At 76.0% G+C, this 11,866-nt stretch carries 11 protein-coding genes; 2 read left to right on the top strand and 9 right to left on the bottom strand.

Annotated features, from left to right (window positions below; genetic code table 11):
* Positions 1–29 precede the first annotated feature (29 nt).
* The 3 genes from OOT42_RS10870 to OOT42_RS10860 are packed head-to-tail and all read right to left on the bottom strand — an operon-like array spanning position 30 to position 4,350.
* The gene (locus OOT42_RS10870) at positions 30–1,514 is read right to left on the bottom strand and encodes a dynamin family protein (protein ID WP_273651236.1); all 1,485 of its coding nucleotides are present in this window, start codon (positions 1,512–1,514) and stop codon (positions 30–32) included.
* Positions 1,511–3,367, bottom strand: coding sequence for a dynamin family protein (locus OOT42_RS10865; RefSeq protein WP_273651235.1), 1,857 nt, complete (start codon positions 3,365–3,367; stop codon positions 1,511–1,513). The genes OOT42_RS10870 and OOT42_RS10865 overlap by 4 nt, the downstream gene beginning before the upstream one ends.
* A complete protein-coding gene (locus OOT42_RS10860) occupies positions 3,364–4,350 on the bottom strand; it encodes an NlpC/P60 family protein (RefSeq protein ID WP_273651234.1) in 987 nt (328 codons plus the stop codon). The genes OOT42_RS10865 and OOT42_RS10860 overlap by 4 nt, the downstream gene beginning before the upstream one ends.
* Positions 4,351–4,481: 131 nt before the next feature.
* Between OOT42_RS10860 and OOT42_RS10855 the strand changes: the two genes are divergently transcribed.
* Both OOT42_RS10855 and OOT42_RS10850 read left to right on the top strand, forming a co-directional pair.
* Positions 4,482–4,967 carry a hypothetical protein gene (locus OOT42_RS10855; RefSeq protein WP_273651233.1) on the top strand — a complete coding sequence of 162 codons (486 nt, stop codon included), beginning with the start codon at positions 4,482–4,484 and terminating at the stop codon, positions 4,965–4,967.
* A gap of 356 nt (positions 4,968–5,323) precedes the next feature.
* Entirely contained in the window at positions 5,324–6,352 is a 1,029-nt protein-coding gene (locus OOT42_RS10850) for a hypothetical protein (protein ID WP_273651232.1), read from the top strand.
* A gap of 98 nt (positions 6,353–6,450) precedes the next feature.
* Here the strand turns inward: OOT42_RS10850 and OOT42_RS10845 are convergent, their stop codons facing one another.
* From OOT42_RS10845 to OOT42_RS10820, 6 genes are all read right to left on the bottom strand, one after another.
* Positions 6,451–6,726, bottom strand: coding sequence for a hypothetical protein (locus tag OOT42_RS10845; protein ID WP_273651231.1), 276 nt, complete (start codon positions 6,724–6,726; stop codon positions 6,451–6,453).
* A 116-nt stretch (positions 6,727–6,842) separates the two neighbouring features.
* The gene (locus tag OOT42_RS10840) at positions 6,843–7,658 is read right to left on the bottom strand and encodes an HpcH/HpaI aldolase family protein (RefSeq protein WP_273651230.1); all 816 of its coding nucleotides are present in this window, start codon (positions 7,656–7,658) and stop codon (positions 6,843–6,845) included.
* Positions 7,643–8,428 (bottom strand): 2-oxo-hept-4-ene-1,7-dioate hydratase, encoded by a 786-nt coding sequence (gene hpaH / locus OOT42_RS10835; protein ID WP_273651229.1) that lies wholly within the window; start codon positions 8,426–8,428, stop codon positions 7,643–7,645. The genes OOT42_RS10840 and hpaH overlap by 16 nt, the downstream gene beginning before the upstream one ends.
* A gap of 40 nt (positions 8,429–8,468) precedes the next feature.
* Positions 8,469–9,599, bottom strand: coding sequence for a 3,4-dihydroxyphenylacetate 2,3-dioxygenase (gene hpaD, locus OOT42_RS10830; RefSeq protein ID WP_273651228.1), 1,131 nt, complete (start codon positions 9,597–9,599; stop codon positions 8,469–8,471).
* 21 nt (positions 9,600–9,620) lie between these two features.
* The gene (locus OOT42_RS10825; protein WP_273651227.1) at positions 9,621–11,189 is read right to left on the bottom strand and encodes an aldehyde dehydrogenase; all 1,569 of its coding nucleotides are present in this window, start codon (positions 11,187–11,189) and stop codon (positions 9,621–9,623) included.
* 3 nt (positions 11,190–11,192) lie between these two features.
* The gene (locus OOT42_RS10820) at positions 11,193–11,849 is read right to left on the bottom strand and encodes a GntR family transcriptional regulator (protein ID WP_423776010.1); all 657 of its coding nucleotides are present in this window, start codon (positions 11,847–11,849) and stop codon (positions 11,193–11,195) included.
* Positions 11,850–11,866 lie beyond the last annotated feature (17 nt).

The following is an 11,866-nucleotide window of genomic DNA, read 5'->3' as shown; positions in this document are numbered from 1 at the left end:
CGCGCGTCGCACCGTGACGCGTGCGGGCCTCACCGCCGCGCCGCGGCCAGCCCCTCGCACGTCCGCCGCAGGACCTGCGCAGCCCGACGCACGTCCGGCCGGACGAACGGGTGCTCGGCGACGCGGCGCCATCGCTGCAGCTGCTCCCAGAGCGCGGCGTCGACCTCCTCGTCACCTGCGTCAGGCGCGAGCCCGAGCCGGCTGCGGACCTCCGTGCCGCGACCGCCGAGGACGGTGTCGGCACAGGCGAGCGTGCCGTCGTCGGCGGCACCGAGCGTCCCCGTCCGGATCGCCTCCAGGAGGCGCAGCTCGGCGAACTCGTGCGCGGACACCGTGATCTGCTCGGCGCGCAGCCGCACCCGTTCGACGTCGCCCGGAGCGAGCCCGTCGAGCGCTCCCGCGACGAGGTCGAGCGCCGTGGCCGCCCGCAGCACCTCCGCGCGGCCGGCGAACTGGTCCACGACGACGGACCGCAGCGCGTCGATCCCGCTGCGCCGCACCAGCTCGGCCGCCAGGGCGGCCGCGTCCGGGCACACGCCGGAACCGACGAGCACCACGCACAGCCGCAGCCCTCCGAGGCCGAACCGGTCGAGCAGCGCGGACCGGACCGCGACCGGGTCGACGTCCGGGTCGCCCACCGGTCGCGGCACGAGCAGGTCGTCGACGGACCGCAGCAGCCGGTCCGCGTCGTCCACGTCGAGCGCAGCCAGCCGGGCCACCGCGGCGAACTCGTCCTCACGGACGGTGGCACCCGTCTCGGCGAGCAGCCCGGACACCGGCAGGACTCCCGACACACGCGCCCGCAGCGCGGGGTGGTCCCGGTGCCGCGCGGCGACGGCCTCCGCGACCGACGACGAGTCCGTACGACCCGGCGCCAGCTCGTCGGCACGCGACAGCACCCCCACGGCGTTCACGGCGCTCGCGGGCGTCGCCGCCGCGTCGTGGAACGGGTCGAGGAAGCCGACGTCGGCGTCGTCGAGGTGCCGCAGCAGGACGACGACCGCATCGGGACGGTCGGTGTCCGTCCCGGCGACGTAGTCGAGCGTGCGCTGCGACGTGCCGGCGGACAGCGACCCGACACCCGGGGTGTCGACCAGCGTCACCACCTGCAGCGCGGCGCTCGGCACGGTCACCGCGATGCTGCGCAGCCCGGTCGCGTCGGCGCCGCCCAGGTCGAGCGTCGTCCGGCCCTCCTCGTGCCGGAAGGGGACCTGGAACGCGGACCCGACGAGCGGGTGCGCCCACGCCTGCGCGGCACGACCGTGCTCGTACGTCGTGACGACCCGGGTGCACTCCGCCGCGTCCGTGGCCGCGACACGCTCGCCGACGAGGGCGTTGACGAGGGTCGACTTGCCGGCCTTCGTCGCGCCGACCAGCGCCACCCGCAACGGCTCGTCGAGCCGCGCGGCCTGCGCGAGCAGCCTCGCCGAGGTGCTCGTCCCGGCGCACGCCGCCGCCGCGTCGAGGACCAGCGCCCGGACCCGGTCGGTCAGCGTGACGGGGGAGGAGGTCACGTCCCCGCCACCGTGGCTCCGGCGGTCGCGGCGAGCAGCCCGTCGGCGGCCGCCACGAGCGGGCGCAGCCGCCGCAGGTCGTCGTCGAGACGTCGCAGCTCGCCGGCCCGTTCGGTGCGCGCGCCGCGGACCGCCCGCTCGACGGCACGGAGCGACCGGTCCGCGGAGCGGACCATCTCGCCCGCGACGTCCGTGAAGTGGTCCCGCACCTCCTGCTGCACGCGGCGGACGGTGTCGCGCGTCGCCCGCCGCGCCGCCACCTCGACCTCGTCGAGGTAGGCCGTGACAGCGCGCTGCGCCTCGGTGCGACGCGCCCTGCGCTGCGCCTCGCGGGCGGAGCGCAGCATGCGCCCGCCGACGAGGACCGCCGCGACGCCGGCGGTCACGGGGAGCAGGGGTCCGGAGATCGCCGCGCCCGCGAGGAGCGTCGCCCCGTGCGCCAGCGCCACCCCGAGCGACGCCCCGAGCGAGACGCCGCGCACGGCGTGCAGTCCCAGGTCGGCGCGCTCGCCACGCCGCGCCGCCGGCGCACGCAGCAGCGCGGACGACACCGGCTGGGCGCTGACAGCGAGGTCGAGGGTGCGCGAGAGCTCCACGACCTGCGCGTCGAAGAGCGCCGCGACGTCGGCGACCACCCGGTCGGCGAGCGCCCGCACGTGCGTCGCATGCCCCAGCAGCTCGTCGTTCGTCCGTTCGTACAGCCACGGCTCGAACTCGCGCCACCCCGCCGTCGGGTCGCCCGACTCGAGGCGCCGGGCCGACTCGTGCCGGACGTCGACGAGTCTCGCGGTGAGGTCGGCGTCCGCCTGCGCGGCCAGCTCGGCGACCTGGTCGGCGAGGGTCTGCTGCCACCGCGCCGACCGCGTCCGCAGGCGTTCCGCCTCCTCGCGTGCGGCGCGCCACCGTGCGACGAGCGTGGGGTCCCCGGGGCCCGCGAGTGCCTCGCGGCGCGTGCGCGCCTCGGCGAGCAGGTGGCGCAGCGCGTGCTGGACGAGGCGTGCGGCCTGCCGGTCCCGCGCGGCGGCCCTGGTCCCGAGGACGCGTCGTCGCAGGTGGTCGGCGAGCTGCGGGAAGCCGGACGCACGGAGCGCGTCGTCGTCCGCCGTGGCGAGGCCGTGCACGCGCAGCGGTGCGGACGTCGCCAGCACCTGGACCGGCAGACCCGCCTCGCCCAGGTGCAACGAGTCGAGCGCCTGGATGCGCCGCCACTCGCGGTAGGCGTCGGTCTTCGTCAGGACGACGACGACCTCCGGGCAGAGGTCGACGACGGCCCGCAGCAGTCCGACGTCCTGCTCGCCGAGCTCGCGGGCCGGGTCGACGGCGTACACGACCGCGTCCGCGTCGGCCGCGGCACGCAGCACCGCCGCGGCTCTCGGCCCGGCGATCCCACCGCCGCTGCCGGGCGTGTCGACGAGGACGAGGCCCGCGGCGAGCAGCGCTCGCGGGAGCTCGACCTCGACGGACGCCACGCCGGCCGGCGGCGCCCCGGCCGCGGTCGCGACCGCGTCCGGCGGCACCCGCGGCAGGACGGGCCGGGGGCCGACCTGCGAGGTGCCGTCCGCCGGGACGAACCGTGCGGACGGGCGTGCCCCCCAGCCGACGACGACCGGCACGGCCGTGGGCACCACCGGGTCGCCCGCGAGCAGACGGACCCCCAGCAGCGCGTCGACCAGCGAGCTCTTCCCGCTGCGCGGCGGCCCGACCACGAGCACCACGGCGGGGTCGTCGCCACGGCGACGGGCCGCACGGCGCAGGTCGTCGGCGAGGTCGGTCAGTCCCCACCGGGACAGCTCGCGGGCCGCCTCGCCCAGGAGCTCGGCGGCCGCCGCGGCGGTGACCTCGGCGTCGCTCACGTCGCCGGGTCGGCGTCGAGGTCGACGTCCACGTCCGTGCCGACGACGGTGCTCGCCGACCCCGCGGACCGCGACTCGTCCAGGTCCGGGCCCGGCGCCTGCGCGAGAGGGGAGCTCGTGGCGTCGACGGGGTCGGTACCGGCGCTCTGCTCCTGCCAGTCGACGAAGCCGTCGCCGTCACTGTCCCCCGTCGCTCCCGGTGCCTGCATCAGCGCGTCCAGCTCCGCGCTCAGGGACCCGGCCCCACCGGCTCCGGCCGGCGCCCGCGGGTCCGTGCCGAGGAGCAGCTCCACGGCGTCGGGGACGTCGTCGTCGTCCATGTCGCCCGACAACGGGTCGGTCCCGCTCCGGGTCATCTCGAACCCGTCCGACAGCCCGTCGCCGTCCGTGTCGGCGTCGGCGGGGTCGGTGCGGAGCATCATCTCGAGCTCGGTCGTGAGACCGTCACCCTCGGGGTCGACCGGCTCGCCCGACGGCGGGTCCGTCCCCGCCTCCGGCGACAGGCCCGCGTCCGGCGACGCGCCGTCGGGCACCGCGAGCCCGAGTCCCGGGATCACCGCGGCGTACTGGAACCGGCCGGCCGCGTCCCACGAGCCGACACCCCACCGGGGTCCGCGCGCCTCGATCGTCTGCCCGTTCCCGAGACTGATGGCGACGTGTGCCTGGTCGGGTCGACCGCTCGTCGGGGTCGGCTTGGACGAGAACGAGAAGAGCAGCGCGCCGGGCGTCTGCAGCGCCTCCTCCACGCTGATCTCCCCACCCTGCTCGGACAGCGAGAGGTACTGCAGCCACGACCCGTCGGGGACGGTGACACCGGCCCGGCGGGCCGCCCAGCGCACGAGCTCGGAGCAGTCGAAGACCTCCGGGTCGGGGTCGTCCGGCGCGGTGTTGGTCGCGAACACGTACGTGTCGCCGGTCTGCGCGACGGCAGCGTCGAGGAAGGCCCGTGCGGCACCCGATGCCGGGCCGTGCGTCGCCGTCATGCTGCGATCCCCCCGCGTGCGGCCGTGTGAGCCAGGCCACACCGTGATGCTACCTGCGCCGGTGAGGTCGGGACGAAGGGGGCAATTGACGCGGGCCTGCCGCTCGCGGTGCACTGGTGAGGGAGGCGCTCATGGGGGAGAGTCGCACGCCGGGGCGCGGCCCCGAGGCAGCAGGGACGGTCGTCGCGCCGATGCACCACGTCGTGCCCGTCGACGGGCCGGCCAGCCCGCCGGACGCCCACCTCGCCGCGCGACCCGGCACGCGCGTGCACGCCGTCGTCGCGGGCGTCCTGCGCACCGACGAGGCGCTCGCCCGCTGCGAGCTGCGTGCCGCCGACGGCACCACGTGGTCGTACCGAGCGCTGGCACCCGACCCCGGGCTCGACGGGGAGCAGGTCGCTGCCGGAGATGTCGTCGGACGCGTCACGGACGGCCCGGGGCCGCGCATCCTGACGCTCGCGGCGGTCGACGAGGGCGGGCTGCCCGTCGACGTCCGCTCGGCGCTCCTGCGCGCGGTCACGCCGACGGTTCCCGACCGCGCCTCCGGTCAGGCCCCGGGCACCGACCCCGACGACGGGGACCGTGCCCTCGCGCTCTCCGAGGGGCGGGTCCCGTGAGCACCGCCCGGTGCCCCGCGTGCGGTGCGGAGTACCAGGTGGGAGAGCGGTTCTGCGGCACCTGCGGGGACTACCTCGAGTGGTCGGCGACCGAGGAGCCCACCCCCGTCCACCGGGCGACCGGCAGCGCCGGCACCGGTGGTGCGGTCCCCTTGCGGCCGAACCCGCCGGCGGGGCGAGCCTCGAACCTCGCCGACCATCCCCAGGGGCGGCCCGTGACGCCGGGAGACCGCGTCGACCGCACGCCGGTGACGGGGGCGGGCGGGGATGCCCCGGTCCCGCCGGGGAGCAGCGCGCGGACGTCGGGTCCCGCCGCGGCGGCGTCCGCACCGGCCGGCGTCCCGATCGTGCGACCGGTGCTCCCGGCGACGGACCAGCCTGCGCGCGGGCGGCCCGTCGCCGCACCCGTGCACCGCATCCCGACGTCGGTGCGCGACCTCGGCCCGGCCAGGCTCACCCCCCGACCCCCCTCGCGCCGCGATGCCGCGTCGCCGGCGACCGACGCCCGTGTCGAGCCCGTGCTCCCGGCCCGCGCACGGTCCCCGGTGCACGCGACGCCCGCCCGTCGCACCGCGGCGGTCACGGCCGTCGAGGGCGGGTGCGTCGTCTGCGGGCGTCTTCCCGTGGCGGGGCGTCGGTTCTGCGACTGCGGTGCCCGGCTGGGCGCCGTCGAGCGCACGACACCCGTCGGGCGACCGCCCGCCGCACCACCGCGTCCCACCTCGCGCGCCGCGTTCCGGCGGGCCGCGCGCACCGTCGGCGGGCGTCGTCGGGTGCGCTTCGACCGCCCCGTGTCCGGCCGCACGACCGCGACGCGCGTGCTGGGCGTCGCGCTCGTGGCGGTGGTGCTCGGCGCCCTCACGCAGGCACCGGGCGCGTGGCTCTGGCGCGAGGGCGGCAAGCTCGTGCTCGGACCGCTCGTCGCCGTCCCGGTCACGTCCGCGGTGACCGACCCGGTGCCCGCACCGCCGGCGCAGGACACCGCACCGTGGGCCGTCGACGGGCAGGAGACTCGCGCGTGGTCGGCGCCGTGGCAGGCCGACCCGGCGGCAGCGCTGCCCGACGAGTGCGGGGCGTCGCCCGCGCCCGCGCTCGTGGTCGAGTTCGACGGGCCCGTGCGGCTCGACGCCGTCCGCGTCTACGCGGGTCTGACCCGGGACTCGTCCGCGTGGTCCACGCAGCACGTCCCGCGGGTCGTCGACCTGCAGCTGTCGAACGGTGACTGCGAGCGGCTGACGCTGGACGGGACGGAGCCGGTGCACGAGGTCCCGCTCGAGGTCGACGGCGTCACGACGGCCCGCCTGACGGTGGTCGACGTCGCGGCGCCCGTGACGGGGGACGGCGGGACGGTCTCGATCGCCGAGCTCACGTTCCTGCGGCGCTGACCCGCAGCACGCGGCGGGATGCGCGGCGCCGGCGCGCCGGTCGGCGAGCCAGGTGAGCTCCACCGAGAAGCGACACCCTTCCAGCGTCGTCCGTGCGCCTACCGCGGGGTCGCGGTGAAGCCCTCGGGCGTGCCGGCGTGGATGTCCCAGGTGCGGATGTCCTTGCCGACGCCGTCCTCGCCCTTCTCGTAGAGGCGCACGGCCCCGCCCGCGTGGGTGCTGACGCCGTGGATGACGTGCGCTCCCGTGACTCCTTCGACGGCGACGGCGACGAGCCCGTCGAAGTCGCCGATGCTCGACGGGGACCGGTCGTTGACGGTGCGGACGGCGTAGGGGACGCCGGAGGCGACCAGCTGGGGAGTCGGGTACGTCATCGAGGGACCTCCACCTCGGCTTGGTGGGCCGCCGCCGGTCCGGCGCTACGTCGATGGTGCGGCACCCGGGGGCGGGAGTCGAGGGGTGCGGCGGTGCGGTCCCACCTGCCGGTCGGTCACGGGGCCGGAGCGTCCCCGGGTGGGGGTGCGAGGACCGCGGCGAGCTGCTCGGACCCGCGCGCGAGGAGCTGGACGTCGGCGCCGACCGCGACGAACGACGCCCCGGCGTCGGCGTAGGCGCGCGCGAGCGTGAGGTCGAACGCGTTGACGCCGACGGGGACGCCGGCCGCCCGGACGGCCGCGAAGGTGCGGTGCACGGCGTCGACGACGTCGGGGTGGTCCTGGCGACCGAGCAGGCCCATCGACGCGGCGAGGTCGGACGGCCCGACGAAAACGCCGTCGACGCCGTCGACGGCCGCGATCTCGCCGGCGGCGTCGACGCCCTCGACGGTCTCGACCTGCACGACGACGGACACGTGCCGGTCGGCGTCCTGCGCGTAGTCGTCGACGCGGCTCCACCGGGTCGAGCGCGCGAGACCCCCGCCGACGCCGCGCCGCCCGCGCGGCGGGTAGCGCACGGCCTCGACGACGGCCCGCGCCTCGTCCGCGGAGGACACCATGGGCACGAGGAGGTTCTGCGCGCCGAGGTCGAGGACCTGCTTGATCGTCACGACGTCGCCGACGGGCACACGCACGACGGGCGTGACGGGGTAGGCGGCGACGGCCTGCAGCTGCGCGAGCACCGACTCGAGCCCGTTGGGGGAGTGCTCCATGTCGACGAGCAGCCAGTCGTGCCCCGCGCCCGCGCAGATCTCGGCGACGAGCGGGCTGCCGGAGCACACCCACATGCCGACGAGCGGCCGGGCGGCCTCGCCGCGGGCGCGCTCGGTCGCGAGGGCGTCACGGAACGTGGGGCTCAGTCGAAGCGGCACGAGATCGTCCCCAGGTCGTGGAAGTCGGCCAGGACGGTGTCGCCCCGGTGCACCCACATCGGGCGCGTGAAGGACCCGGCGAGGACGAGCTCGCCGGCGTCGAGACGCTCGCCGTGCTGCGCGAGCTTGTTGGCGAGCCACGCGACGCCGCGCGCGGGGTGCCCGAGCACGGCGCCGGCGACGCCGGACTCCTCGATCGTGCCGTTGCGGTGCAGCAGCGCCGCGACCCAGCGCAGGTCGACGTCGTCGGGCCGCACGGGCGTGCCGCCGTGCACCATCGCGCCCATCGCCGCGTTGTCGCTGATCGTGTCGACGATGGTGCGGCCCTCGAGCGCGATGCGCGACGACAGGATCTCGAGCGCGGGCACGACGTACTCGGTCGCGCGCAGCACGTCGAAGACCGTCGCGTCGGGGCCGTCGACCGGCTCGGCGAGCAGGAACGCGAGCTCGACCTCGACGCGCACGTTCGAGAACCGGCCGTGCTCGAGGACGGCACCGTCCTCGTGGACCATGTCGGCGAGGATCGCGCCGTAGTCGGGCTCGTCGATGCCGGTCGCCGCCTGCATGACCTTCGACGTCAGGCCGATCTTGCGGCCGACGTGCCGGCGACCCGCGGCGAGCGCGCGGCGCCGCCACTCGCCCTGCACCGCGTACGCGTCGTCGACCGTCATGCCGGGGTGGCGGGCCGTCAGCAGGGGGACGGTCGTGCGGTCGCGCTCGGCGTCCGCGAGCTCGTCGGCGATCGCGGCGACCGTCTCGCGCGTCAGCACGGCAGCGTCCCGTCGCCCGGGCCGCGGGGCTGGTCCGCGCTCACAGCTGGTGCCCCAGCTTGTACTCGCCCTGCTTCCACTCGGGCAGGTCGTCGGTGGAGTCGCCCGGCCGCGTGTAGGAGAACCCGTCGGCGCCGATCGTCACCGCCATCTCGCTGGAGTCGGTGCGCACGACGACGGGCTGCGGCTCGCCGTCGAGGTCGAGCACGAGCGACGCCTCGGTGTACCAGGACGGGACGACGGGGTTGCCCCACCAGTCGCGGCGCTGGTTGTCGTGCACGTCCCACGTGACGACCGGGTTGTCGGGGTCGCCCGTGTAGTAGTCCTGCGTGTAGATCTCGACGCGGTGCCCGTCGGGGTCGCGCAGGTACAGGTAGAACGCGTTCGACACCCCGTGCCGGCCCGGGCCGCGCTCGATCCGGTCGGACAGGCGCAGCGCGCCGAGCCGGTCGCAGATCGCGAGGACGTCGTGCTTCTCGTGCGTCGCGAACGCGACGTGGTGCAGGCGCGGCCCGTCACCGCCGGTCATCGCGGTGTCGTGCACGGTCGACTTGCGGCGCATCCACGCCGCGTACGTCGTCCCCTCGGCGTCCTGGATGTCCTCGGTCACGCGGAAGCCGAGGTCCTCCATGTACCGCACCGCGCGCGGCACGTCGGGCGTGACCTGGTTGAAGTGGTCCAGCCGGACGAGCGGGCCGGGCGGCTGCAGGTCGTACCGCCACGACAGCCGGTCGACGTGCGCGACGTCGTGGAAGAACTCGTACGGGAAGCCCAGCGGGTCCTGCACGCGCACGGAGTCGCCCACGCCCGCCGTGAAGCCGTCGGTGCGGCGCTCGACGCGGCAGCCGAGCTCGGCGTAGAACGCGGCCGCGCGGTCGAGGTCCTGCGGTGCGCGCACCCGGTAGGAGAACGCGGCGGCCGCCGCGACGGGGCCCTGCCGCAGGACGAGGTTGTGGTGGATGAACTCGTCGAACGCGCGCAGGTGCACGGTCCCGGCGTCCTCCGCCGTCACGACGAGCCCGAGGACGTCGACGTAGAAGTGCCGCGACGCCGCGAGGTCGGTGACGACGAGCTCGAGGTAGGCGCAGCGCAGCACGTCCGGCGGGGGCACGGTCGGCGTCGGGATGAAGCGGGCCGGGTGACCGGCCGGCGGCTGGGGGCTGGCGTTCACGTGCTCCACCTCTCGGCGTCGTCAGCGCGGGTCGGGGTCGTCGAGGTCGCTCGGCCGGTGCGTCGCGACCTTGCCGAACGTGGGGTTGTGCACCGGGCCGAGCGTCACGTGCACGGCCTGCTGGTGCGTGTAGAAGTCGATCGACCGGTACCCGCCCTCGTGGCCGAGCCCGGACGCCTTGACGCCGCCGAACGGGGTGCGCAGGTCCCGCACGTTGTTGCTGTTGAGCCAGACCATGCCCGCGTCGACGGCCTGCGCGAAGGTGTGCGCGCGCCGCAGGTCGTTCGTCCACACGTAGGCCGCGAGCCCGTACCGGACGCCGTTCGCCAGCGCGAGCGCCTCGGCGTCGGTGTCGAACGGGGTGATCGCGACGACCGGCCCGAAGATCTCCTCCTGGAAGATCCGCGCGTCGGGCGGGACGTCCGCGAACACGGTGGGCGCGACGTAGTTGCCCGTCGGGAAGCCCTCGGGCCGCCCGCCGCCGGCGACCAGCCGGCCCTCGCCCTTCCCGATCTCGACGTACCGCATGACCTTGGCGAAGTGGTCGGGGTGCACGAGCGCCCCGACCTCGGTCGCCGGGTCGTGCGGCGGCCCCACGACGACGCGGGACGCCTGCGCCGCGAACCGCTCGACGAACTCGTCGTACACGGACCGCTCGACGAGGATCCGGCTGCCCGCGGTGCACCGCTCGCCGTTGAGGGAGAACACCCCGAAGATCGTCGCGTCGACGGCCGCCTCCAGGTCCGTGTCCGCGAAGACCACCGCGGGCGACTTCCCGCCGAGCTCCATCGACAGGCCCTTGAGGTGCGGGGCCGCGTTCGCGAAGATCAGCTCGCCCGTCCGGCTCTCGCCGGTGAACGAGATGAGCGGCACGTCGGGGTGCCGCACGAGCGCGTCGCCGGCCTCCTCGCCGATCCCGTGCACGAGGTTGAACACGCCGGGCGGCACGCCCGCCTCGGTGAAGATCCCGGCCCACAGCGACGCGGACAGCGGCGTGAGCTCGGCGGGCTTGAGCACGACCGTGTTGCCCGTCGCGAGCGCCGGGCCGAGCTTCCACGACTCGAGCATGAACGGCGTGTTCCACGGGGTGATGAGGCCCGCCACCCCGATGGGCTTGCGGTTGACGTAGTTCAGCTGCCGGCCCGGCACCTTGAACGCGTCGTCGGCCTGCGCGACCACGAGGTCCGCGAAGAACCGGAAGTTCTCCGCCGCCCGCCGTGCCTGCCCGAGCGCCTGCGTGATCGGCAGGCCCGAGTCGAAGCTCTCCAGCTCGGCGAGACGTGCGTCGCGCGACTCGACCACGTCCGCGACGCGGTGCAGGACGCGCGAGCGCTCGCGCGGCACCATGCGCGGCCAGGGCCCGTGCTCGAAGGCGTGGCGCGCGGCGGCGACCGCGCGGTCCACGTCGGCGGCGGTGCCGCGCGCGGCGCGCAGGTAGGTGCGGTTGGAGACGGGATCGAGGACGTCGAACGTCGCGCCGTCGACCGAGTCGACGTCGTCGCCGCCGATGTGGTGCCGGACCTGCGCGGGCAGGTCCGCGGGGACGTGGGGTGCGGCCGGCGGGCCGGTGCGGTCGTCCGTGGGGGCCATCGCTCACCTCTCCGGGGGCGTCGCGCCGGTCGCGGCCGGTGCGGGGTCGGGGTGCTCGCGGTCCAGGTAGGCGGCGAGGGTCGCGGACCGGTGGCCGCGCGCGGCGCGCTCGACGTCGGCCGGCGGGGCACCGGACGCGATCAGGTCGAGCAGCGCGTCGTGCTCCCGGACCGACTCGCGCGCACGGTCCGGCACGAACGCGAACGTGGAGTGCCGCAGGTGGCCGAGGCGGGCCCACTCGGCGTCGACGAGCGCGAGCAGGCGCGCGTTGGGGCACGCGGCGAACAGGACGGCGTGGAACCGGTGGTTGAGCGCGGTGAACCGGCGGGGGTCGAAGTCGTCGAGCTGCTCGACGAGCCGCCGGTTGACACGCCGCGCCTGCGCGAGGTGCTCGGGTGTGAGGTGCGGTGCGGCGAGCGCCGTCGCGGTGCCCTCCAGCACGGCGAGCGTCTCCATGCTCTGCCGGTACTGCGAGTCGTCGATCATCGACACGCGCGCGCCCACGTGCCGCTCGAACGTGACGAGGCCCTCCGCCTCGAGCCGGCGGATCGCCTCGCGCACGGGCACGACGCTCATGTCCAGCTCGCCCGCGATCGTCGCGAGGACCAGCCGGTAGCCGGGCGTGAAGTCCTCGCCGGCGATGCGCTCCCGCAGCCACAGGTACGCCTGCTCGGACT

It is taken from the genome of Cellulomonas fimi (assembly GCF_028583725.1).
Taxonomy (GTDB): domain Bacteria; phylum Actinomycetota; class Actinomycetes; order Actinomycetales; family Cellulomonadaceae; genus Cellulomonas; species Cellulomonas fimi_B.
This window is presented reverse-complemented; position numbering and strand designations above follow the sequence as displayed.